Source organism: Streptomyces sp. NBC_01306 (assembly GCF_026340465.1).
Lineage (GTDB): Bacteria > Actinomycetota > Actinomycetes > Streptomycetales > Streptomycetaceae > Streptomyces.
The window spans coordinates 5,079,905-5,103,664 of record NZ_JAPEPC010000001.1; the positions used below are offsets into that span (position 1 = coordinate 5,079,905).

Sequence of the window (23,760 nt, forward strand, 5' to 3'; positions counted from 1 at the left end):
GCCAACCATCCGTAGGAGCGGGGAAATTCCAGCCCCGCCGCTGTTGGAGACGCGTCCGCACCCGGGGAGACCGAGTCATGTCACGTATGCGTTCCGCCGCCCGCGCGCTCGACCGCCGCGCCTTTCTCGCCGTCGCCGGGGCCGCAGCCGTATCGGCCGGCGTCGGCACGGCCATCGGGAGCGGGAGCGGCGCTTCCGCCGCCCCCGCACCGGCCGCGCCCGGCGCCGCCGTACCCGCCGCACTCCGCTCCGTACCCACCACGCCCGCCGCGCCGTCACCGGCCGGCACCACCCTGCTCACATCGGCGGCCCCCCGCACCGGCCATCCCGGCACCGGCTACCGGTGGCTGGGCGACGGCCCCGGCTGGGACCGGGTCGTACGGGACGGGCTCGCCGCCGCGGGCGCCGGGCGCGCCACCCGGCGCACCACGCTCGCCGCCTTCGTCCAGCTCACCGACCTGCACCTCACCGACGTCCAGCACCCGGTGCGCGGCGAGTTCCTGCGCCCCGCGGACATCGCAGCCTGGCGCCCGCAGGAAGCGCTCACGGTGCCCGGCGCGGTGTCCCTGGTCGAGCGCGTCAACGCGCTGCGCGCGGGCCCCGCCACCGGGGCGCCGCTCTCCTTCGTGATGACCACGGGGGACAACACCGACAACAACTCCCACGCCGAACTCGGCTGGTTCCTCAAGGTGATGAGCGGGGGCCGTATCACCCCCAACACCGGTGACCCGCACCGCTACGAAGGGGTCCAGGACTCCGGCATCAAGCACTTCTGGCACCCGGACACGGCCCTGCGCGACACGGACAAGCAGCGCGGCTTCCCGCGCATCGAGGGCTTCCTCGCCGCGGCCGTCCGCTCCGTGAACAGCCCGGGGCTGCGTATGCCCTGGTACTCGACCGTCGGCAACCACGACTCGCTCACCAGCGGATCCATGGCGGCCCGGGGCCACTTCCTGGCCGACTTCGCGGCCGGCGGGCGGAAGCTGTACGAGATCCCGGCCGCCGAGGCGCGGACCCAGCTGGTCACGGACCAGCGGAACGGGGACTTCGACGGCAGCCACTTCGCCGCCCTGGTCCGCAGACACGGCAAGGACCTGCGCCACATCACCCCGGACCCGGCCCGTGCCCCCTTCACCCCGCGCGAGTACCTCACCGCCCACCTCGACCCCGCACACGCGGGCGCCGGGCCGGTGGGACACGGCTACACCCGGGCCAACCTCGACAGCGACACCCTCTACTACACCTTCCGGGTCGCACCCGGCGTCCTCGGGATCAGCCTCGACACCACCGGCAGGGGCGGCCACTTCACCGGCACGGTCGGCACCGCGCAGCTGAACTGGCTGGAGCGGACGCTCAAGGCCCATGCGGACGAACACGTCCTGGTCTTCAGCCACCACAACAGCTGGACCATCACCAACACCCACCCCGACCCGGCCCGTCCCGGCGAGCGGAACCACTCGGGCGACGAGATCGTCGCCCTGCTGGGCAAGCACCGCAACGCGGTCGCCTGGATCAACGGCCACAGCCACCGCAACAAGATCCAGCCGCACGGCTCCTTCTGGGAGGTCACCACCGCGTCGCACATCGACTTCCCGCAGCTCGCCCGGGTCTTCGAGCTGGTCGACAACAAGGACGGCACGCTCTCGCTCTTTACCACCCTGGTCGAGTCGGCTGCGCCGCACCGCACGGACTTCACCGACCTCTCCCAGACCGGCCTCGCCGCGCTGTACCGGGAGCTTTCCTTCAACGCGCCCGGCGCCCGTACGGACCTCTCGGGCACGGCAGGCGACCGCAACACCGAACTGGTCCTCAAGAAGCGCTGATCCGCGCCCCGGGGCGCCGCCGTTCGCGGCGCCCGACCGCCGGGTCAGCGGGGCAGGATCACCACACGGGCGGCGGGCGCGCGGTCCTCGGCGGCCATCAGGGCGGTGCGCACCACCGTCGCCTGCTGCGCCGGTGCGTCACGCAGCTTGGCCGGCGTCAGATGCACGACGGTGATGCCGAGCCGCTCCAGATGGTCGCGCTTGCGGGCGTACGGCGAACCGAGCACGTCCGCATCGTCGCCGGCCGCACCTGCCGCCCCGTGACCGGAACGCGCACGGGGCACCGGCCGGGTGTCCAGCTCCACGGCCACCGCCTCGTCGGGCCAGTAGGCGTCCACACCGCCGAGCGAGGGCCCGCCGGGCAGCCGCAGCTCCACGTTCCACAGCGGATCGGGCAGCGCGTGGTCGCGCACCAGACCGTAGAGCCGGTCCTCGGCGAGCGAACGCCCCTCAGCGAGCAGCGAGTCCACCGCGTCCGACACCTGCTCGCGCGAGAGCAGCCGGGCCAGAGTCAGTTCTCGGACCAGGATGGCCGGTTCACAGTGCCCGCCGCGTACGGCCTCGGTGAGGAGCCGGCGTACCGCGTCCGCGTCCGAGAGCTCGGCGACCGCGTCGGCCAGGGCCCGTTCCACCGGCGCCACCGGCACCCCGGCGATCTGCTGGGCCCCTGGCAGGGTGTGCGCCCGGACGATCCGGGCGCAGCCCGTGGAGCGGAGCCTGCGGGTGCGCGGCACCAGCACATCGATCCGGTCGACGGAGATCAGCGGGGGAGCGGCCGAGAAGCGGTGCAGCGCGAGCGCCGCGAGGCCGGTGACCATCGTGTTGCCGTACGGGACAGGACCGGCCGCCGGACTGCCCTGGGCCGAAGGGTTGTGCGCCGGAGCGTCCTGCCCCACCCCGCGGCGCGGCTGGGACGGCACCTTCCCGGAGCGTTCCGCCGGGGGCCGCCCCGCGTACAGCAGCGCGGCGTGCAGCCGTTCCTCGCCGGTCGGCGGGCCCGGGTGCAGCACGAAGACCCCTGGCAGCAGCTGCTGCCAGGGGCCTCCGGGCCGGCACTGGGCGGCCGCGCGGGCCGCCGTCACTCCGTGCTCGCGCAGCTGCGGCGCCGAGAGCACCCTGCTGTGGACGCCGGCGGAGTGACCGGGGGAACGGGGGGAGAGCGGGGACGAGGTCTCCCCGCAGAGGGAGGTATCGCGGTTCATGCACCGGAGATGCCCATGGTCCCGCCGCCCGCTAACCCCTGTTACACAACTGTCGGCAAAACCGGACAACACCGTCCTAAAGTAAGCGCGTTCGATGGCCGAGCAGGCCGTCGCCCGATTGGCCCAGGGCGACGGCCCGCTCATGGAGCAGCCGACTGCTTTTCAGACCGCGGTGCGGCCTCTCAGACGGCCGCGGCCGCGGACCCCGCGCCGGCGTCGCACTCCTGGCCGCGCAGCGCACGCGCCAGGTCGTCCCGCGCCTCCAGGACGAGCCGGCGCAGCGCGGGCGCCGCGTCCTGGTGCCCCTCCAGCCAGGCGTCCGTCGCGTCCAGCGTCGACCGGTTGTCCTGCAGCCCGGGGAAGAGGCCCCGCACGACGAGCATCCCGATCTGGATCGAACGCTCGGTCCAGATGCGCTCGATGACCTCGAAGTACTTCGCCGCGTACGGGGCGGTCAGCTCACGCTGCGACGCCTGCCCGAACCCGCCGATCGTCGCCTCCACCAGCGCGTTGGAGAGCGTGTCGGACTCCACGAGCGCCTGCCAGGCCTCGGCCTTGACCTCCGCCGATGGGCGCGATGCCAGCGCGCGCACCTCGTGCCGCTTGCCGGACGCCGTGTCGTCGCGGGCCAGCTCCGCCGCGATGCCCTGCTCATCGGCGACACCGTGCGAGGCGAGCGGGGCCAGCAGCTCCCAGCGCAGCTCCTGGTCCACATCGAGCCCGTCGACCTTCGCCGTGCCGTCGAGCAGCCCCTGGATCAGCTGGAAGTCGGTGCCCGTCGTCGCGGTGGCCGCGAAGAACCGTGCCCAGGTCAGCTGGGCCTCGCTGCCGGGCTCGGCCAGCCGCAGTTCGCGCAGCGCGCCCTCGGCGAGCAGCTGCCCGCCCTCCTCGCGCCAGTCGGGCGCCGCGTAGTGCAGCAGCGCGCTCCGCGCCCAGGCGTGCAGCATCTGGAGCACGCCGATGTCCGACTCGCGGCCCGCGAACCGCAGCACCAGCGCGATGAAGTCCCGGGCCGGCATCAGCGCGTCCCGGGTCAGGTTCCACAGCGCCGACCAGCAGAGCGCCCGCGCGAGCGGATCGGTGATGTCGCCGAGGTGCTCGCGCAGCGTGTCCAGGGAGCCCTCGTCGAAGCGGATCTTGCAGTACGTGAGGTCGTCGTCGTTGACCAGCACCAGATCGGGCCGCTCGGCACCGGCCAGTTCGGCCACGACCGTACGCGGGCCCGACACGTCGGCCTCGGCGCGCGCGTACCGCACCAGCGCCCCGTCCTCGATCCGGTACAGCCCGACAGCGACCCGGTGGGGCCGGAGTTCGGGGTGCGAGTCGGCCGCGTCCTGCAGCACGGCCAGCTCCGTGATGCGGCACTCCGCGTCGTGGACGATGGCGGGCGTCAGCGAGTTGACCCCGGCCGTCTGGAGCCAGGAGCGCGACCAGGACACCATGTCCCGGCCGCTGGTCTCCTCCAGTACGGACAGCAGATCGCCGAGGCGGGTGTTCCCGTACGCGTTCCGCTTGAAGTAGCGGCGGGCGCCCTCCAGGAAGGCGTCTTGCCCGACGTAGGCGACCAGCTGCTTGAGCACCGAGGCGCCCTTGGCGTAGGTGATCCCGTCGAAGTTGAGCTTGGCGTCCTCCAGGTCACGGATGTCGGCCGTGACCGGATGGGTGGACGGCAGCTGGTCGGCGCGGTACGCCCAGGCCTTGCGGTTGTTGGCGAAGGTGATCCAGCCGTCGGTGAAGCGGGTGGCGTTCACCATCGAGAAGGAGCCCATGAAGTCCGCGAAGGACTCCTTCAGCCACAGGTCGTCCCACCAGACCATGGTGACGAGATCGCCGAACCACATGTGGGCCATCTCGTGCAGGATGACGTTGGCCCTGCGCTCGTACGCGGCACGCGTCACCTTGCCCCGGTAGATGTACTCCTCGCGGAACGTCACCAGACCCGGGTTCTCCATCGCTCCGAGGTTGTACTCGGGCACGAAGGCCTGGTCGTACTTGCCGAAGGGGTACGGGTAGTCGAAGTGGTCGTGGAAGAAGTCGAGACCCTGCTTGGTCACCAGGAAGATGTCATCGGCGTCGAAGTGCCTGGCAAGGCCCTTGCGGCAGAGCGCGCCGAGCGGGATCTCCAGCTCGGTCCCGTCCTCCAGGGTCCGGCGGTAGACATCCGTCACGTGGTGGTACGGGCCGGCGACGACCGCGGTGATGTACGTGGAGATCGGTTTGGTCTCGGCGAAGCTCCACACCCCGTCGGTCTGCTCGCCGACGCCGTTGCTCCACACCGTCCAGCCGTCGGGCGCGGTCACCTCGAACTCGTAGGTCGCCTTCAGGTCGGGCTGTTCGAAGTTGGCGAAGACCCGGCGCGAGTCGGCGGGCTCGTACTGCGTGTACAGATAGACCTCGCCGTCCTCCGGGTCGACGAAGCGGTGCAGGCCCTCGCCGGTCCTGCTGTACGCGCACTGCGCGTCCACGACCAGGAGGTTCTCGGTGGCGATCCCGTCGAGCGCGATCCGGGACCCGTCGAAGACGGCGGCCGGGTCCAGCTCCCGCCCGTTCAGCTTCACCGACGTCACCGACGGAGCGATCAGATCGGCGAAGGTGGAGACGCCCGCCTCGGCCGAGCGGAACCGCACGGTCGTCACCGAGCGGAAGGTGCGCGGCTCGTCGCCCGGGCCGTCCCCGACCGCCGAGCGCAGATCGAGGGCGACCGCGTACCCGTCGACAGAGAGGAGCTCGGCCCGCCTCCGGGCTTCGTCGCGGGACAGATTCTCACCGGGCACGGGCACTCCTTCGTGTATACGATCCGTTGTCCGAATCCTCCCACGCGCCGCTCGGGGGAGGCAGCCGGGAATGGCGGGGCCGACCGGGGGTGTTGCAGCAGAAGAGTTGCCGCAGTGGAGAAGTGTCGAGAAGTGCGCATCCCGAGGAGAGACATGTCCGAGAAGACCCCCGTCGACTTCTGGTTCGATCCGCTGTGCCCCTGGGCGTGGATGACGTCCCGCTGGATGCTTGAGGTCGAGAAGGTCCGGGATGTCGAGGTCCGCTGGCACGTGATGAGCCTGGCCGTCCTCAACGAGGACCGGCTCGACGAGCTGTCCGACGAGTACCGCGAGATGCTGGCCGTCAGGGCCTGGGCGCCGGTGCGGGTCGTCATCGCCGCCCAGCAGAAGCACGGCGATGAGATCGTCGGCAAGCTGTACACCGCGCTCGGCACCCGTTTCCACAACGAGGGCCAGGGCCCGACCCGGGAGGCCATCGCGGCCGCGCTGGACGAGGTGGGGCTGCCCGCCGAACTGCTCGATTACGCGGACCAGAGCCCCTTCGACTACGAGGCGGAGCTGCGCGCCTCCCACCACGAGGGCATCGACATGGTCGGCCAGGAGGTCGGCACCCCGGTCATCGCGGTCCCCGGCGCCGATGGCGAGCAGATCGCGTTCTTCGGCCCGGTCGTCACCCCGGCGCCCAAGGGCGACGAGGCGGCGAAGCTCTGGGACGGCACCCTGATGGTCGCCTCGATCCCCGGCTTCTACGAGATCAAGCGGACGCGTACCCAGGGCCCGATCTTCGACTGAGCCTTCTTCGGCCTTCTTCAGGCCTGTTGAGTCTTCTTGCGCCTTCTTGAGCCTTCGGCCGAAGTCCTGGGGTGAACGACGCCGGCAGCCGGCCTCCGCGAGTCATGTCCTCGCGGAGGCCGGCTGCTTTTCATCCGCCCGCAGGTGAAGGTTGAGAAGACGATCACGAGCAGGACGTCATGAGCACCGCGCCGTCACGGTGCGAGCAGCAGCACGTCGGCGCGCTCCTTGGCCGCGGCGTAACGCTTCGCCACGTCCTGCCAGTTGACGACCTTCCACATCGCCTCGATGAAGTCCACCTTCTGGTTCTTGTACTGCAGATAGAAGGCGTGCTCCCAGGCGTCGAAGACGAGCACAGGCACCGAACCCTGGCCGACGTTGCCCTGGTGGTCATAGATCTGCTCGACGATGAGCCGCCCGCTGACCGGCTCGTACGCGAGGACGCCCCAGCCCGAACCCTGGGTGGTCGCCGCGGCCTTGGTCAGCTGGGCCTTGAACTTGGCGAAGGAGCCGAACGACTCGGCGATCGCACCGGCCAGCTCGCCGGTGCCGTCCTTGTCGAGGGGTTCGCCGCCGCCGTCACCGGTCATGTTGTGCCAGTAGATGCTGTGCAGGATGTGGCCGGAGAGATGGAACGCGAGGTTCTTCTCCAGCCCGTTCACCGCACCCCACTGGTCCTTGTCGCGCGCCTCGGCCAGCTGCTCCAGCGTGTCGTTCGCGCCCTTCACATACGCCGCGTGGTGCTTGTCGTGGTGCAGCTCGATGATCTGGGGATTGATCACCGGTTCCAGCGCCGCGTAGTCGTACGGAAGTTCAGGAAGTGTGTAAGTCGCCATGTCGTCCGAGCCCTCCGACTGCTTATTGCAACCTCTATGCAAGTGCAGGCTAGCAGCAGGTGCGGGAAGTGTGCGGGATGGGCCGTCGTGCGGCCACGCGGGCGCACTGCCATGCGTGGACAGCCGTGCGAGGACAGCCGGAAGGGCGGGTGCCCTGTACGGCGCCCGCCCTTCCGGTCCCTCTGTCGCGTCAGCTGCCGGCGACGCCCGCCGGCGCACTCCCGCGCCGCCGTGCGCTCAACTCCCGTACGCCCGCGGCCACCAGCACCACGGCCGTCGCGCCCAGCGACCACAGCAGCTGCGGGCGCGCCGTGGCATCGGTCAGCATCAGGACGAAGACGGCGGCCAGACCGGCCAGCGTCGCCCAGGTCAGCCAGGGGAAGCCCCACATCTTCAGCTGCAGCAGCTCCGGGGCGTCCCGCTCGATCTTGCGGCGCAGCCGCAGCTGGGAGGCCGCGATCAGGGCCCAGACGAACAGCAGCACCGCGCCGACCGCGTTGAGCATGTAGAGGAAGACCGAGTCGGGCCACTGCAGATTGAGCAGGACCGACACGAAGCCGAAGGTGACGGAGGCGAGGACCGCCCGGCGCGGCACGCTGCCGGTGACCTTGAGCAGCCCGCGCGGCGCCTCGCCCCGCTCGGCCAGCGAGAAGATCATCCGTGATGAGCCGTACAGGTTGGCGTTCAGCGCGGAGAGCATCGCCACGAACACGACGATGTTCATGATGGTTCCCGCGGACGGCACGCCGATCGAGTCGAGCACCGTCACATAGGGGGAGAGCCCCGCCTTCTGCGCGCTCCAGGGCAGCACCGTCACGATGACCAGCATCGATCCCACGTAGAAGAAGAGGATCCGGACCACCGCGCTGCGCACTGCCCGGCCGACCGCGCGCACCGGGTTCTCCGTCTCCGCCGCGGCGATCGTCACGACCTCAAGACCGCCGAAGGCGAAGACGACCGCGAGCACGCCGGAGATGACGCCGTGCCAGCCGTGCGGCAGGAAGCCGCCCTGCCGGGTGAGGTTGGTCAGCCCGACCGGGTCGGTGTCCGGGAGCACGCCGAAGACCGCCAGCAGTCCGAGCGCCAGGAAGAGGACGATCGCGCCGATCTTCAGCGCCGCGAACCAGAACTCGAACTCGCCGAAGTTCCGCACGGCCGCGAGGTTGGCGACGGTGAAGACCACCATGAAGACCAGTACCCAGGTCCACTGCGGTATGCCGGGCACCCAGCCGTTGGCGATCTGGGCCGCGGCCGTCGCCTCCACCGCGAGGACGACCACCAGCAGGAACCAGTACAGCCACCCGACCGTGAACCCGGCCCAGCGCCCCAGCGCCCGCTCCGCGTGCACCGAGAAGGAACCGGAAGCGGGGAGCGCCGACGACATCTCGCCGAGCATCCGCATCACCAGCATCGCGAGTGTGCCCGCGATCAGATAGGAGACGACGATGCCGGGGCCCGCCACGGCGATGCCCGCGCCCGAACCCACGAAGAGCCCGGCGCCGATCACCCCGCCCAGGCCGAGCATGGTCAGATGGCGCTGCTTCAGCCCGGCGGAGAGAGGTTCCGCCTGGAGTGGTTCGGACATGTCAATGCTCGCGATGCTCTGGATGATGGCGCTGGACGTTTTGGCCGGCTGATCCGGCCGGGCCGTTTTGGTGAGATCCCACAGTGTCCCCAAGTGGCCACCCGTTCCGCAACGGAGATGCACCCGCCCCGGACCTTCAGTGACGAGCATCACGCGGGAAGATGGTTGAACCACGCGCTTTGTATGAAACCAACCAAAGCCCCAACCTCCGCTTTGTGGGCCGCTGATGGTGATCCGAGCGGGGCCGCCGCGCTAACGTCAGCCTGTCCCCACCTGCCCTCACCCGCGGAGTCCCGATGAGTACTGCTGCCGCCACCACCCGCCCCGGAGCGGTTCTCGCCGACCTGCTGCCCGCCACCCGTACGCGCGACATCGCGCTCGTGCTCGGCGGCGCCGCGCTCACCGGCATCGCGGCGCAGATCGCCGTGCCGATCCCCGGCTCCCCGGTCCCGGTCACCGGACAGACCTTCGCGGTGCTCCTGGTGGGCGCCGCGCTCGGCGCGCGCCGCGGCTTCCTCTCCCTCGCGCTGTACACGCTGGTGGGCATGGCGGGTATGCCGTGGTTCGCCGACGGCACGTCGGGCACCGGCAGCGCCTCGTTCGGCTACGTCCTGGGGATGCTGCTCGCATCGGCCGCGGTCGGCGCGCTGGCCCGGCGCGGCGGCGACCGGTCCGTGCTGCGCACCGCGGGGACCATGGTGCTCGGCTCGGCGATCATCTACGCGGTCGGCGTCCCGTACCTGGCGCTGACCACCGGCCTCTCGGCCTCCGCGGCCATCGCCGCCGGTCTCGTCCCGTTCCTCATCGGTGACGCGCTGAAGGCGGCCCTCGCGATGGGCGTGCTGCCGAGCGCCTGGAAGCTCGCGGGCCGCCGCGGCTGACCCCCGCGACCGACGACAGAAATGCGGGAGGGGCCGCACCCGGCGAACCGGGTGCGGCCCCTCCCGCATGGGTTGCGGACGTGTACGGATCAGCCGTCGGCCGCGGCCGGGGCAGCCGCCGCGACGGTCTTCCGCCGCCGGTCCCGCACCACCGCGACCACCAGCACCAGCGCGGCCACCAGCACCGAGAGCAGCATCTGCTTGCGCCCGTCGGTGTCGTACAGCATGTAGCCAACCACGAAGAGGATCAGGGCGATCGTCGCCCAGGTCAGATACGGGTACAGCCACATCCGTACGGTCAGCAGCTCCGGGTTCTCCCGCTCGATCCTGCGGCGCATCCGCAGCTGCGAGAAGCAGATGACCAGCCAGACGAAGAGGGCCACCGCGCCCGACGAGTTCAGCAGGAACTGGAAGACGGTGTCCTGGGCGATGTAGTTGAAGAACACCGCCACAAAGCCGAACGCGACGGACGCCCAGATCGCGACGGCGGGTACGCCGCCCTTGTTGACCGTGGCGAACGCCTTCGGGGCGTCACCGCGCTGACCGAGCGAGAAGGCCATCCTGGAGGCCGTGTACAGACCGGAGTTGAGACAGGAGAGCACCGCGGTCAGCACCACGATGTCCATGATCGTGCCGGCGCCGGGGATGTCCAGCGAGTCGAGCACGGCCACGTACGGGCTGGCCGTGACCGCCTTGGAGTCCCAGGGCAGCAGCGTGACGATGACGAAGATCGAGCCGATGTAGAACAGCGCGATCCGCCAGATCACGCTGTTGACCGCCTTGCGGACGGCCTGCACCGGGTTGGGCGACTCGGCGGCGGCCAGCGTCACGATCTCCGAGCCCATGAAGGAGAAGACGACCAGCAGCATCCCGGAGAGGATCGCGCCCGGCCCGTTCGGCAGGAATCCGCCGTGCCCGGTCAGATTGCTCATCCCGGCCGGGTCGCCGCCCGGCGGCAGGCCGAACACGGCGAGCAGCCCGATCACGATGAAGGCAATGATCGAGACGACCTTGATCCCGGCGAACCAGAATTCGAATTCGCCGAAGGAGCCGACCGAGACCAGGTTGGTGCCGGTCAGCACCAGCATCACCAGGAGGGCCCACGCCCACTGCGGTATCGCGGGCACCCACCCGGTGAGGATGGAAGCGGCCGCGGTCGCTTCCACGGCGAGGACCACGGCCCAGAAGAACCAGTAGAGCCAGCCGATGGTGAACCCGGCCCACCGGCCGAGCGCCCGGTCCGCGTACGTGGAGAAGGAACCGGAGACCGGATCCGCCGCGGCCATCTCGCCCAGCATCCGCATCACCAGGACGACGAGCAGCCCGGTCAGCGCGTACGAGAGCAGAATGCCGGGGCCCGCGGCGTTGATCCCGGCCCCGGAGCCCACGAACAGCCCCGCGCCGATCACACCGCCGATGGCGATCATCGAGAGATGACGGTTCTTCAGGCCGGCCTGAAGTCCGTCGGGAGAATCGCCACCGGGCGATCTGTCAGCGACCCGCGAAGGAGGTGCAGCACTCATGCTCTCTGTCCTTAATTGTCGCGAACGGGTCACGCACACGTGCCCCGACCAGGCGTCCCACCTACCCGGCGTGCCACACTCGAAGCATGCGCGTGTACCTCGGTTCCGATCATGCCGGTTACGAACTCAAGAACCACCTCGTCGAGTGGCTCACCGCCCACGGCCATGAGCCCGTGGACTGCGGTCCCCACATCTACGACGCCGTGGACGACTACCCGCCGTTCTGCCTCCGGGCCGCCGTGAAGACGGCCGCGGACCCCGACAGCCTCGGCGTCGTCATCGGTGGCTCCGGCAATGGTGAGCAGATCGCGGCCAACAAGGTCAAGGGGGTACGGGCGGTGCTCGCTTGGAGTGAGCAGACCGCAGCTCTCGGTCGTGAGCACAACAACGCCAACGTCATCTCCGTCGGCGGCCGGATGCACACGCAGGAGGAGGCGGTGAAGTTCGTGGAGATCTTCCTCAACACCCCGTACTCCGGCGAGGAGCGCCACCAGCGCCGCATCGACATGCTCACCGCATACGAGGCGACCGGCGAACTGCCGCCCGTCCCGGCCCACCACCCGCAGAAGGACTAACTTCTCAGTGCCCGAGGGCCACACCATCCACCGACTGGCCGCCGACCACTTCGAGAGGTTCGGCGGCCGGCCTGTGCGTGCCTCCAGTCCGCAGGGCAAGTTCTCCGGCAGTGCGGCGCTCATCGACCGCCGCACCCTGGAGACCGCCGAGGCGCACGGGAAGCATCTGTTCCTGGGTTTCGGCGCGGGCGGCTGGGTCCATATCCACCTCGGTCTGTTCGGAAAGCTGGGCTTCGGCACCGCGCCCGCCGCGCCGCCCACCGACACCGTCCGGCTGCGCCTGGTCAACGACGACGCGTACGCCGACCTGCGCGGCCCGACCACCTGCGCGCTGATCACGGACGGCGAGAAGCAGGCGATACACGACCGGCTCGGTCCCGACCCGCTCCGTCCCGAGGACTCCGCCGACCGCGCCTGGTCCCGCATCTCCCGCTCCCGTACGACCGTGGCCGCCCTGCTCATGGACCAGAAGGTGATCGCGGGCGTCGGCAACGTCTACCGCGCCGAGGTCCTCTTCCGGCACGGCATCGACCCGTACCGCGCGGGCAAGGACCTGACCCGCGCCGAGTGGGACGCGGTCTGGGCCGACCTCGTGGACCTGATGCGGGAGGGCGTACGGAACAACCGCATCGACACCGTCCGCCCCGAGCACATGCCCGAGGCGACCGGCCGGGCGCCGAGGGTCGACGACCACGGCGGTGAGGTGTACGTCTACCGCCGGGCCGCGATGCCCTGCCACCTCTGCGGCGCCGAGATCCGCACCGCACCGCTGGCCGCCCGCAACCTCTTCTGGTGCCCGGACTGCCAGCAGCGCTAGCGGACCGCCCGCACGCTCAGAACCCGTGCGGCAGCCAGGGCGCCTTGTCCGAACCGAAGGCGAGCGATGCCCCGGCCAGCGTGCCGGGCCGCAGCTCCCGCACCAGACCGGCATCCGCCAGCGCCGTGAGCGGCGTACCGCCCAGATAGGCGGCGCCCAGCTCCTGTACGGACAGTTCGAGGTCGGCCGGGTCGTCGGTCCGCACACAGGACGCGCCCCGGACGTCCCCGGTCAGCCGCCAACGCCCGCTGTTCCAGGGGCAGAAGGCGTCCTCGACGCCGAACACCACATCCACCGGGGCCCGGTAGGTACGGCCTTCGAGCGCCGCCCCCACATCCACCAGCCGCAGATGCAGCACATCGCGCACCTGGACCCGGCACCGGCGGATGTCCGACACCAGATACTGCCAGGGGTCGTCGAGCGGGCGGTTGTGGACGCGCACCGTTGACGTCAGGTCGATGCCGAACAGGAACCGCCACAGAGCCGCGCATGCCGCGGGGTCCACCGCGTCGATGTGCCGCAGGGTGACGGAGCCATCGGGGCCCGCCGCGTCGGAGTCGATCTTCGTACGGAAACGGACGTACCCCACCATCTCGCCGTCCCGCTCGGCGACCACGCACTGCAGCGGCGACGCACCCCCACGCTCGGCGGGCGGGTCGAGCAGCGGCATCCGCTCCCAGCCCGGCGCCCGCTGGAGCATTCCGGGGCGCGAACCGATGGAGCGCACATACAGCGCCTCGCACTGCGCGGCCACCTCATCGACCGGCGCGTACCGCAGCCGTACGGCGTCGGCCCCGGGCGGCACCGCGAGCGTCACCCGCGCCGTGTCGATCTCGGCCGCCAACTGCCGGGAGGCGATGCCGTATCCGAAGCGGCCGTAGATCGCCGGCTCCGAAGCGGTCAGTACGGCCAGCGGCTCTCCGAGCGCCCGTACGTCGTCCAACTGCCGCCGCATCATGGATGTCAGGATCCCGCGCCGCCGGTGCGTCGCCGCCACGCTGACCATGGTCACGCCCGCCGCCGGTACGTATGCGCCCCCCGGTACCGAGAGCTTGAAGCTGAACGCCCCCGCCGTACCCACACACAGGTCACCGTCCCAGGCGCCGATCGAGCGCTCGAACTCGGTGAGATCCTCCCAGAGCGCGCGCTCATCGGGTGATTCGTCGAACCCGCCGAAGGCCCGCATCAACCCCCGGTACCAGGTGTCCATGGTGTCGCGGCGCAGTACCTTCAGCTCGGTATCCATGAACCATCCCTACCAGCGGGGCCCATGCCGGGCGAGTCAATTTCGAACGCGATGTCACAGGGTCCCCCTGCGCGGGACCCGCACGGGTGGATAAGGTCCGGGCAATGGCCGGTCGCGTCGGAGAAGAAGCGTTCATGGCCCGGATGCGGAAGTCGGTGCACCGGGCCAGGACCGTGCTGCGCCGGTCCGGTGTCGACTACTTCCGCGGCGACGGCTCCGAAGGGCTCGCCCTCGCCACGCTCCTGCTGACCGTCCCCGCGCTGGCCTGGGCGACCATCCTCACCCCGGTCTGGTGCTCGCCCTCGACGCTGGTACTGCCCATCGTGGCCGGCGGACTGCTACTGCGCCCGGCGAGCCTGCTGGGCCTCTACGCCGCGGCGGCCGCCGCCCTCATCGTCGAGTCGGTCAAGCTCGGTCCGTACACCGGCGGGGCCACGCCGGTCACCCCCGGCACGGTCCTCACGGTGGCCGCCTGCGGGCTCTTCGGCCTGCTCATCGCGCAGTTCCGCAGCCGGGTCGGGGTGCCGTGGCGGCGCGGCGGGACCATGCTCTTCGACCTGCGTGAACGGATCCGCGTCCAGAGCAAACTCCCGCGGCTGCCCCAGGGGTGGCACCGCGAGATGGCGCTGCGGCCCGCCGGCGGTCAGTCCTTCTCGGGCGACTTCGTGGTCGCCGGGCGCACCTGTGGGGGCCGCACCCTGGAAGTCGTCCTCACGGACGTCTCCGGCAAGGGGATGGACGCGGGCTCCCGGGCCCTGCTGCTCTCGGGTGCCTTCGGCGGTCTGCTCGGCTCGCTCCCGCCCCATGACTTCCTGCCGGCCGCCAACGGCTATCTGCTGCGCCAGGACTGGGACGAGGGGTTCGCCACCTCGATCCATCTGGTCCTCGACCTGGACACGGGCGACTACGAACTCCTCTCGGCCGGCCACCTCCCGGCGCTCCAACTGCACGCGGGCAGCGGCCTGTGGGAGGAGAAGTCGGGCGAAGGCCCGCTCCTCGGTGTCTACGACGGCGCCGAGTTCGACGCGGCCAAGGGGTCACTCGGCCCCGGCGACGTCCTGATGCTCTTCACGGACGGGCTGGTCGAGGCGCCCGACCGCGACATCAGTGAGGGGATCGACCGGCTGACGGGGGAGGCCGACCGCTATGTCGCCAGCACCTTCGAGGGCGCGGCGTGGCATCTCATCGAGGCGGTGGCCAAGGACGTCAACGACGACAGGGCGCTGCTGCTGATCTGCCGGGACAGCGACGCGGGGCCCATGCTGTAGCCCGCTCCGGTCGCGCATTCGCTCTGTTACGCAGTTGCCCTGTGACGCAGTTGCTTTGTGACGCGTTGCTCTGCTGCGCAGTTGAGCCCCGTCCAACGGTTCTCCGTCGGACGGGGCTCAACTGCGGGCGGTGTGCTGCTGGTTCAGCTCCGGAGACCGGGCCCGGGGCTGGGTTCCGTTCGGATCAGGCCGGAACCTTTTCGCGCTCGCGCTCCCGCTTCCGTGCGTTCTCCACCGGGTCGGACCGGAACGCCCACTTCATCTCGGGTTCCGTCGCGAAGCGCATCACGCGCCGCACCGGCGGGGTGCAGAACAGCGTGACGGCGGCCGCCATGAAGAGCGTTGCGAAGATCTCGCCCAGCGGGCTCTTCAGCCAGCTGTAGTCGTCGATCAGGCCCGCGTACTCGATGGTCTTGATGAGCAGACCGTGCAGCAGATAGCCGCAGAGCGTGCCGGCGCCGAGCGAGGTGAACCAGGTCTTGCGGCGCGGCACGAGGGCCAGGAAGCACGCGGTCAGCACCAGCCCGCAGACGGTGAGGCCGAGCGTCATCACGACGCCCTCCCACCAGTCGACGCCGAGCTGCTGGGCGCTGGTGCCCCGGTAGAACCAGTTGAGCGTCATTCTGGGCGCCGCCCAGTAGGCGAACACCACCGTGACCAGCATGATCGCGACGGCCACCGGCCGCGCACCCCGGCGCTGCACCCACTGGAAGTGCTCGGGCTTGAGCTTCAGACCCAGCACGAAGAACGGCAGGAACTGGAGGACCCGCTGCAGATCGAGGTCGTCGCCGATGTTGGGGGTGATCGACGCGAGGATCGCGATGACGAGCGAGATGGTCATCGGATAGCGCAGATTGAGCCAGATTGGCGTGGTGAGCCGCCAGATGAAGAGGGCGATCAGGAACCACGTCAGGAAGTACGGGTCGAGCAGGCTGATCTGGTGACCGGGGTCGTTGTTGCCCCACTTCTCGTAGAGCGAGTAAGTGGTCTCGAAGATCACATAAGGAACGACGACACCCGTCACCAGCCGACGCAGCCGGTCGGGTCGCATGTCGAAACTGCGGGAGAAATATCCCGAGATAATGATGAATGCAGGCATATGGAACGTGTAGACGAACATGTACAGCGCCCGCGTGGTGCGGCTGCCGTCCATGATCGGCTCCCACGCGTGCGCCATGGCCACGAGCACGATGGCCAGGAACTTCGCGTTGTCGAAGAGAGCGTTGCGCTCCTTCTTGGCGCCGGGGGCAGGCGCCTGTACATGCGCTGTGTCCGGTCTGGGCGGCGCCTGTGAGGCTGTGGAGGTTTCGGGTTCCGTCTCCCGCGCCAGGGGGAGTGGGGCCCGCTGATATCCGTGTGGAGCATGAACCATTCGAGGAACCCTAGCGTCGCGTGAGGGAATCCGTAAAACCCTCTCCGGTGTCTGTGATATTCGCAGTACGTCTGCCCCCGCGGCTTACCTTTACTACCCTGATCTTATGTATGCATATGGGGTAACTCATCCCACTTAAATGGCGCATAACGACGCCCTTCGGGACCTGCTTCAGGGGGCTGTCCGGTGGCTGCTCGGGCTTATCGCAATCGCCTGTGAACGAAATGTGTGGGCAGTGAAACGATCGATTCGGATTTATCCCCGCGAGTGGCGGACCGCACAGTCCGGAAATTGCCGTCGCGTGCCCCGGCGGCGCCCGCGCGCCGGGCGCCGGAGCGGGACGCGCGGGGAGCGCGGGATGGCGCGATCCGATCGGCGCCGTTTCGTCACCGGGCAACAACCACAGGCCTGTTGGTGGCACCATGGACCAGCGGAAGAAGTGCTGGAGCGGCATCGTTCCCGGCCGGCAAGGCGGACCGACCAAGGGTTGTGATCAGTTGTGGCCATTTCACTGTCAGTGGTGCTGCTGTTGGCGATCGTCCTTGTGGTGTTGATCCGTGGTGGATCCATCAAGGCCGGTCCCGCGATCGTCGCCATGCTCTTCGGCTTCTTCCTGGCGTCGACGGGCATGGCTCCGTCGATCAACAGGTTCCTCAACTCGATAGCTGACACGATCAATCAGATCAAGTTCTAGCGCCGGAGCCCCGGCTCCCGACGTCCCGGCCGGCTCCGGCGAACGGTGCCGGCCGCGGCGTGCGCGGCGGCCCTGCCGGCGAGGAATCAGCGGGCGGCGGAACCGGTGATCGGTGGCTGAAACAGCGACGGCCCGGCCGGTGAAAGTACTCACCGGCCGGGCCGACTGCTGTGTGGAGCGGGCGACGGGAATCGAACCCGCGTAGCTAGTTTGGAAGACTAGGGCTCTACCATTGAGCTACGCCCGCATGCGCCGCCGGTCGGAGCGACCGCGGCACGAGAAGCATCGTAGCGGGTCGGACCCGGTCCGCGCACACCCGTTCCGTGCTGCGTGGATCCGCGGGAACGCCATGCCCCCGATAACACTGCCACGGTGCGGCGGGCGGCCATGTACCCTACGTCTCGCACCGACGGGGTGTGGCGCAGCTTGGTAGCGCGTCCGCTTTGGGAGCGGAAGGTCGTCGGTTCGAATCCGGCCACCCCGACCAGCAGCAAGATCGCATTGTGGGTCTCCTCCTGCTTGCCGTTACTATGCAAGCTGTGTGCCCGCGTGTCTCTAAAACCGGGCAGAGATTCTGAAGTCAGCCCCCAAGGAGACCGAACCGTGAAGAGCGCCGTGGAGACCCTGAACCCGACTCGGGTTCGGCTCAGCATCGAGGTGCCCTTCGAGGAGCTCAAGGACAGCCTCGACGCGGCGTACAAGAAGATCAACGAGCAGGTCACGGTGAAGGGCTTCCGTAAGGGCAAGATCCCGAACCGCGTGATCGACCAGCGCTTCGGCCGCGGTGCGGTGCTGGAGGAGGCCGTCAACGACGCCCTCCCGAAGTTCTACACCGAGGCCGTCAACGAGGGTGAGCTGAATGTCCTCGGCCAGCCCGAGGTCGACATCACGGAGCTCAAGGACGGCGAGCTGCTCTCCTTCACCGCCGAGGTCGACGTCCGGCCCGAGATCGAGATCCCGGACTACTCCGGCATCGAGGTCGAGGTCGACGCGGTCGACGTCAGCGACGAGGACGTCGACAAGGCCGTCGAGGAGCTGCGTGGCCGCTTCGCGTCCACCAACCCCGTCGAGCGCGCCGCCGCCGAGGGTGACGTCGTCACCATCGACCTGGAGGCCAAGGTCGACGGCGAGGTCCTGGAGGACGGCGTGGCCGAGGGTGTCTCGTACACCATCGGCTCCGGTGAGCTGCTCGACGGGATCGACGAGGCCGTGACCGGTCTGGAGGCCGGTGGCGAGGCCACCTTCACCTCCGAGCTCAAGGGCGGCTCCGCCGAGGGCAAGCCCGCCGAGGTCACCGTCAAGGTCACCGCGGTCGCCGCTCGTGAACTTCCCGGCCTGGACGACGACTTCGCGCAGCTGGCGAGCGAGTTCGACACGCTGGACGAGCTCAAGGCCGACAGCCGCAAGCGCCTCGAAAGCACCAAGCAGTACGAGCAGGCCACCCAGGCCCAGGAGCGCGTCCTCGACGAGCTGCTGAGGCTGGCGGAGGTCCCGATCCCCGAGAAGCTTCTTGAGGACGAGATCAACACCCGCAAGCACAACCTGGAGCACCACCAGCTCGGCCAGATGGGCCTCGACCTCGCCAAGTACCTGGAGATCCAGGGCAAGACCGAGGAAGAGTTCACGGCCGAGACCAAGGAGCAGGCCGAGAAGGGCATCAAGACCCAGTTCATTCTCGACGAGCTGGTCAACAAGGAGAAGCTGAACGTCAACCAGGAGGAGCTCACCGAGCACCTCATGCGGCGCGCCCAGTCCTCCGGCATGAGCCCCGACCAGTTCGCCCAGGCGGTCGTCGAGGGTGGCCAGGTCCCGATGCTCGTCGGCGAGGTGGCCCGCGGAAAGGCCCTCGCGGTCGTCGTCGAGGCCGTCAAGGTCAAGGACACCAACGGTGAGGTCGTCGACCTGAGCGACGACGAGGACGAGGCCGCCGAGGACGCAGCGGTCACCGAGACCGCCGAGGCGTCCGCGGACGAGACCGAGGCCAAGCCGGAGGCCTGAGCCTCCACCGGTCTCGGCCGGGCCGGTCTCCGATCCGGCCGGTTCTGATCTCGATCAAAGCGAAGGGTCCGGGCGTGCCGCACGTCCGGACCCTTCGTCGTACGCACGCGCCGGGCCTACCTTGCGCTCCCAGCGAACAGTTCGGGAAGCGGGATGGCGTTGTCCTACCTGCGCGTTAGGGTCCATGAAGAGGAGAGCCCGGGAGTAGGAAACCACCCCCGGACTCCTGCTGTACGAAGACGCTGAGACGGCCGGAGCCGTCAGAGACGAGCAGGTGGATACGTGACGAATCTGATGCCTTACGCCGCCGGCGAGCCCAACATCGGTGGCGGCCTCGGCGACCAGGTCTACAACCGACTGCTCGGTGAGCGGATCATCTTCCTCGGCCAGCAGGTCGACGACGAGATCGCCAACAAGATCACCGCGCAGCTGCTCCTCCTTGCCGCCGATCCGGAAAAGGACATCTTCCTTTACATCAACAGCCCCGGCGGCTCGGTGACGGCAGGCATGGCGGTCTACGACACCATGCAGTACATCCCGAACGACGTGGTCACCATCGGTATGGGCCTCGCGGCCTCGATGGGCCAGTTCCTGCTGACCGGCGGCACGGCCGGCAAGCGCTTCGCGCTCCCCAACACCGACATCCTGATGCACCAGGGCTCGGCCGGTCTCGGCGGCACCGCATCGGACATCAAGATCCAGGCCCAGCAGCTGCTCCGTACGAAGAAGCGCATGGCCGAGATCACCGCCCGGCACTCCGGCCAGACCGTCGACGCGATCATCCGCGACGGTGACCGCGACCGCTGGTACACGGCGGATGAGGCCAAGGAGTACGGCCTCATCGACGAGATCATCTCCTCCGCCTCGGGCGTTCCGGGCGGCGGCGGCACCGGGGCCTGACGCCCCGCATCCCTGCCTCCGACCCCCGACCGACCACTTGAACGCCACCAGGATGGTGAACACCAGCATGAACGACTACTCCGCCTCCGCCAGCGGCCTCTACACCGGCCCGCAGGTCGACAACCGCTACATCGTTCCGCGCTTCGTCGAGCGCACCTCGCAGGGCGTGCGCGAGTACGACCCGTACGCGAAGCTCTTCGAGGAGCGCGTGATCTTCCTCGGTGTGCAGATCGACGACGCCTCCGCCAACGACGTCATGGCGCAGCTGCTCTGCCTGGAGTCGATGGACCCGGACCGGGACATCTCCATCTACATCAACAGCCCCGGTGGCTCGTTCACCGCGCTGACCGCGATCTACGACACCATGCAGTTCGTGAAGCCGGACATCCAGACGGTCTGCATGGGCCAGGCGGCCTCCGCCGCCGCGGTCCTGCTGGCGGCCGGCACCCCCGGAAAGCGCATGGCGCTCCCGAACGCCCGTGTGCTGATCCACCAGCCGTCCTCGCAGACCGGCCGTGAGCAGCTCTCCGACCTGGAGATCGCGGCCAACGAAATCCTGCGTATGCGGACCCAGTTGGAAGACCTGCTGGCCAAGCACTCGACGACGCCGGTGGAGAAGATCCGCGACGACATCGAGCGCGACAAGATCCTCACGGCCGAGGACGCCCTCGCCTACGGCCTGGTCGACCAGATCGTTTCGACCCGTAAGGGCTCCGTGGGAATGATGACCACCTGATGGCCATTTGATTTACCTTCCGTCCCCTGGCACGGTGCACGTCAAAGTGAACCGTGCCAAGGGGGGCCCGAACGAGGGGCCCGGCAAGGTACCGTCGAATATGAGGCACCAGGAGACGCTGAACGTGGCGCCTCCCAGGCGAAGGGGAAGCACCTCGTGGCACGCATCGGTGATGGCGGCGACCTGCTCAAGTGCTCGTTCTGCGGGAAGAGCCAGAAGCAGGTGAAGAAGCTCATCGCAGGCCCCGGGGTGTACATCTGCGACGAGTGCATTGATCTCTGCAACGAGATCATTGAGGAAGAGCTCGCGGAGACCTCCGAAGTGCGGTGGGAGGAACTGCCCAAACCGCGCGAGATCTATGAGTTCCTTGAGGGATACGTCGTCGGGCAGGAGCCCGCGAAGAAGGCCCTCTCGGTAGCGGTCTACAACCACTACAAGCGCGTCCAGGCCGGTGAGAACGGCGGCGGCGCCAGCCGCGAGGACGCGATCGAACTCGCCAAGTCCAACATCCTGCTGCTGGGTCCCACCGGCTCCGGCAAGACGCTGCTCGCCCAGACGCTGGCCCGGATGCTCAACGTCCCGTTCGCCATCGCGGACGCGACAGCGCTGACGGAGGCCGGCTATGTCGGCGAGGACGTCGAGAACATCCTGCTCAAGCTGATCCAGGCCGCCGACTACGACGTCAAGAAGGCCGAGACCGGCATCATCTACATCGACGAGATCGACAAGGTCGCCCGCAAGAGCGAGAACCCGTCGATCACCCGTGATGTCTCCGGCGAGGGCGTCCAGCAGGCCCTGCTGAAGATCCTGGAGGGCACCACCGCGTCGGTGCCGCCGCAGGGCGGCCGCAAGCACCCGCACCAGGAGTTCATCCAGATCGACACCACGAACGTGCTGTTCATCGTGGGCGGCGCGTTCTCCGGTCTGGAGCGGATCATCGAGTCCCGGGCGGGCGCGAAGGGCATCGGCTTCGGCGCCACCATCCGCTCCAAGCGGGAGATCGAGGCCAGCGACCAGTTCCAGGAGGTCATGCCGGAGGACCTGGTGAAGTTCGGGATGATCCCCGAGTTCATCGGCCGCCTCCCGGTCCTGACGTCGGTGCACAACCTGGACCGCGAGGCGCTGCTGCAGATCCTGGTCGAGCCGCGCAACGCACTGGTGAAGCAGTACCAGCGCCTCTTCGAACTCGACGGTGTGGAGCTGGACTTCGACCGTCCCGCGCTGGAGGCCATCGCCGACCAGGCGATCCTGCGCGGCACCGGGGCGCGCGGCCTGCGCGCCATCATGGAGGAGGTCCTCCAGTCGGTGATGTACGAGGTGCCGTCCCGCAAGGACGTCGCCCGGGTCGTCATCACGGCGGACGTCGTCCGGGACAACGTGAACCCGACGCTGGTCCCGCGCGAGCCGCGGATCGTCGGCAACGACGGACGGCACGAGAAGTCCGCGTAACCGCGGCTGTGTTGAGTGCGTACGCGATGAGCGCGCAGATGAGCTGAGTGCGCACGGCGAAGGGGCGCCGGCCGGTCCATACGGACCCGGCCGGCGCCCCTTCGGTCTGAGCGCGAGCGGCTACTGCTTGACGCGGGACGTGTTGTACACCTTGGCCGTGAGGGCCGCGGCGTCGTCCAGCGAGAGCGACTGGTGGGTCATGATCAGCGACACATCGGTGTTCTGCACGATCCCGAGGGTGCTGTAGTCCGCCCAGACGCAGATGGGCAGTACGAAGGTCTTCGGCACCTGCGATGTGGGATCACTGCTGTCGCCTGTGCTGCTGGCGGTGTTCGTGACCTTGGCGTTCTGACACTTCATGAGAGCGCCGCTGAAGCCGGCCGGTGTGACCGTCTTGGGGCTGTCCTGGAGCTCGACCTTGAGGCCGCCGGACGCGGTCTTGGCGATGTTGGCCTTGGAGAGCGCGAACGCCCCGTCCAGGGCCTGCTCCGGGTCGTCGATCGTGCCCCAGAGACCGGAGAGGTTGAGGTCCTTCTCGGTCAGGTTCGAACCGGTCTTGTAGGCGGCGCCCATCTTCGAGGGGTTCTTGATGCCCAGGGCCTCGGCCTTCTCCTTGCCGCCCGCGGCCCACGCCGACTGGTCGGCGCCCTGCTGCTTCTGGTACTCGTCGATCGAAGCGGGGGCCACGAGCTTGTACCCCTTGGTGGCGGCCGAGACATCGCTGTTGCCGCCGCCCTGCGAGGTCAGCAGATAGACCCCGCCGCCGATCACCGCGACCGCCACGATCACCGCGCCGACGATCAGGCCCGTCTTCTTCTTCGGGGCCTGCGGGGGCGGCGGCACCTGGCCGTACGCGGGCTGCTGTCCGTACGGCGGCTGCTGGGGCTGCTGGCTGTACGGGTTCGGCTGGCCCGGCTGCTGCTGCGGGTATCCGTACCCCTGCGGCGGGACACCCTGCGGCGGGACGCCCTGCGGGGGCTGCTGCGGGTAGCCGTAGCCGGGCTGCGGCTGGCCGGCGGGCTGGCCGTACGGGTTGCCGGGCTGCTGCTGGGGCTGCTGCGGCTGTCCGTACGGTCCGGGCTGCTGAGGCGGCTGCTGTCCGTACGGACCTGGCTGCTGAGGCTGTTGTCCGTACGGTCCCGGCTGGTTGTAGCTCATGGACTGTGGTCCCCCTCTGGATTCTTACGTGATGCGAACATCCTGACGGACGCCTGTACGCGTGGGGGAGACGGGGGCCACAGTCTCACCAAAGATTCCCGTTTCAGTACGGGACCGTGACGCCCTTAAAC

At 69.1% G+C, this 23,760-nt stretch carries 19 protein-coding genes and 2 tRNA genes; 12 read left to right on the forward strand and 9 right to left on the reverse strand.

The genetic code is table 11. From position 1 onward, the window contains the following. Positions 1-77: 77 nt before the first annotated feature. Positions 78-1,823, forward strand: a complete 1,746-nt coding sequence (locus tag OG385_RS22335; RefSeq protein ID WP_266856994.1) for a TIGR03767 family metallophosphoesterase — start codon at positions 78-80, stop codon at positions 1,821-1,823. A 44-nt stretch (positions 1,824-1,867) separates the two neighbouring features. Here the strand turns inward: OG385_RS22335 and OG385_RS22340 are convergent, their stop codons facing one another. Together OG385_RS22340 and pepN are read right to left on the reverse strand one after the other, a co-directional pair. After that, positions 1,868-3,025, reverse strand: coding sequence for a hypothetical protein (locus OG385_RS22340; protein ID WP_266856996.1), 1,158 nt, complete (start codon positions 3,023-3,025; stop codon positions 1,868-1,870). Positions 3,026-3,207: 182 nt separating this feature from the next. Continuing rightward, positions 3,208-5,799 carry an aminopeptidase N gene (gene pepN / locus OG385_RS22345; protein WP_266856998.1) on the reverse strand — a complete coding sequence of 864 codons (2,592 nt, stop codon included), beginning with the start codon at positions 5,797-5,799 and terminating at the stop codon, positions 3,208-3,210. A gap of 153 nt (positions 5,800-5,952) precedes the next feature. Here pepN and OG385_RS22350 point away from each other — a divergent pair, with 153 nt between their 5' ends. Then, positions 5,953-6,591: a DsbA family protein gene (locus OG385_RS22350; protein WP_266856999.1), complete on the forward strand. Its 639-nt coding sequence runs from the start codon at positions 5,953-5,955 to the stop codon at positions 6,589-6,591. A 194-nt stretch (positions 6,592-6,785) separates the two neighbouring features. Here the strand turns inward: OG385_RS22350 and OG385_RS22355 are convergent, their stop codons facing one another. Continuing rightward, a complete protein-coding gene (locus OG385_RS22355; RefSeq protein ID WP_266857001.1) occupies positions 6,786-7,427 on the reverse strand; it encodes a superoxide dismutase in 642 nt (213 codons plus the stop codon). Positions 7,428-7,617: 190 nt separating this feature from the next. Next, positions 7,618-9,012, reverse strand: a complete 1,395-nt coding sequence (locus OG385_RS22360; protein WP_266857003.1) for an amino acid permease — start codon at positions 9,010-9,012, stop codon at positions 7,618-7,620. A gap of 296 nt (positions 9,013-9,308) precedes the next feature. Here OG385_RS22360 and OG385_RS22365 point away from each other — a divergent pair, with 296 nt between their 5' ends. After that, a complete protein-coding gene (locus tag OG385_RS22365; protein WP_266857005.1) occupies positions 9,309-9,893 on the forward strand; it encodes a biotin transporter BioY in 585 nt (194 codons plus the stop codon). A gap of 89 nt (positions 9,894-9,982) precedes the next feature. Here OG385_RS22365 and OG385_RS22370 read toward each other — a convergent pair whose 3' ends face one another. Next, the gene (locus OG385_RS22370) at positions 9,983-11,416 is read right to left on the reverse strand and encodes an amino acid permease (protein WP_266857007.1); all 1,434 of its coding nucleotides are present in this window, start codon (positions 11,414-11,416) and stop codon (positions 9,983-9,985) included. 86 nt (positions 11,417-11,502) lie between these two features. Between OG385_RS22370 and OG385_RS22375 the strand changes: the two genes are divergently transcribed. Together OG385_RS22375 and OG385_RS22380 are read left to right on the forward strand one after the other, a co-directional pair. Continuing rightward, positions 11,503-11,991, forward strand: coding sequence for a ribose-5-phosphate isomerase (locus OG385_RS22375; RefSeq protein ID WP_266857009.1), 489 nt, complete (start codon positions 11,503-11,505; stop codon positions 11,989-11,991). 7 nt (positions 11,992-11,998) lie between these two features. After that, on the forward strand, positions 11,999-12,808 hold the full coding sequence (locus OG385_RS22380) for an Fpg/Nei family DNA glycosylase (RefSeq protein WP_266857011.1): 810 nt from the start codon (positions 11,999-12,001) through the stop codon (positions 12,806-12,808). Positions 12,809-12,824: 16 nt separating this feature from the next. On the opposite strand, the gene OG385_RS22385 is transcribed toward OG385_RS22380, so the two are convergent. Then, entirely contained in the window at positions 12,825-14,054 is a 1,230-nt protein-coding gene (locus tag OG385_RS22385; protein WP_266857013.1) for a GNAT family N-acetyltransferase, read from the reverse strand. Positions 14,055-14,158: 104 nt separating this feature from the next. On the opposite strand from OG385_RS22385, the gene OG385_RS22390 reads away from it, so the two are divergent. Then, on the forward strand, positions 14,159-15,322 hold the full coding sequence (locus OG385_RS22390) for a PP2C family protein-serine/threonine phosphatase (protein ID WP_266857015.1): 1,164 nt from the start codon (positions 14,159-14,161) through the stop codon (positions 15,320-15,322). Between the two features lie 184 nt (positions 15,323-15,506). Here OG385_RS22390 and OG385_RS22395 read toward each other — a convergent pair whose 3' ends face one another. After that, positions 15,507-16,694 carry an acyltransferase family protein gene (locus tag OG385_RS22395; RefSeq protein WP_266857017.1) on the reverse strand — a complete coding sequence of 396 codons (1,188 nt, stop codon included), beginning with the start codon at positions 16,692-16,694 and terminating at the stop codon, positions 15,507-15,509. A gap of 499 nt (positions 16,695-17,193) precedes the next feature. Between OG385_RS22395 and OG385_RS22400 the strand changes: the two genes are divergently transcribed. Further along, entirely contained in the window at positions 17,194-17,388 is a 195-nt protein-coding gene (locus OG385_RS22400) for a hypothetical protein (RefSeq protein ID WP_164261160.1), read from the forward strand. A gap of 173 nt (positions 17,389-17,561) precedes the next feature. Here the strand turns inward: OG385_RS22400 and OG385_RS22405 are convergent. Continuing rightward, positions 17,562-17,635, reverse strand: a tRNA-Gly gene (locus OG385_RS22405). Between the two features lie 163 nt (positions 17,636-17,798). Here OG385_RS22405 and OG385_RS22410 point away from each other — a divergent pair. From OG385_RS22410 to clpX, 5 genes are all read left to right on the forward strand, one after another. Beyond that, positions 17,799-17,875 (forward strand) — tRNA-Pro (locus OG385_RS22410). Between the two features lie 116 nt (positions 17,876-17,991). Beyond that, complete coding sequence (tig, locus tag OG385_RS22415; protein WP_266857021.1) at positions 17,992-19,386, forward strand: trigger factor; 1,395 nt, start codon at positions 17,992-17,994, stop codon at positions 19,384-19,386. Between the two features lie 282 nt (positions 19,387-19,668). After that, entirely contained in the window at positions 19,669-20,286 is a 618-nt protein-coding gene (locus tag OG385_RS22420; RefSeq protein ID WP_323183829.1) for an ATP-dependent Clp protease proteolytic subunit, read from the forward strand. Positions 20,287-20,338: 52 nt separating this feature from the next. Then, positions 20,339-21,022: an ATP-dependent Clp protease proteolytic subunit gene (locus tag OG385_RS22425; protein ID WP_164261167.1), complete on the forward strand. Its 684-nt coding sequence runs from the start codon at positions 20,339-20,341 to the stop codon at positions 21,020-21,022. Positions 21,023-21,178: 156 nt separating this feature from the next. Then, entirely contained in the window at positions 21,179-22,471 is a 1,293-nt protein-coding gene (clpX, locus tag OG385_RS22430; RefSeq protein WP_266857025.1) for an ATP-dependent Clp protease ATP-binding subunit ClpX, read from the forward strand. Between the two features lie 120 nt (positions 22,472-22,591). Here the strand turns inward: clpX and OG385_RS22435 are convergent, their stop codons facing one another. Further along, positions 22,592-23,629 carry a hypothetical protein gene (locus OG385_RS22435; protein WP_266857027.1) on the reverse strand — a complete coding sequence of 346 codons (1,038 nt, stop codon included), beginning with the start codon at positions 23,627-23,629 and terminating at the stop codon, positions 22,592-22,594. Positions 23,630-23,760: the final 131 nt, after the last annotated feature.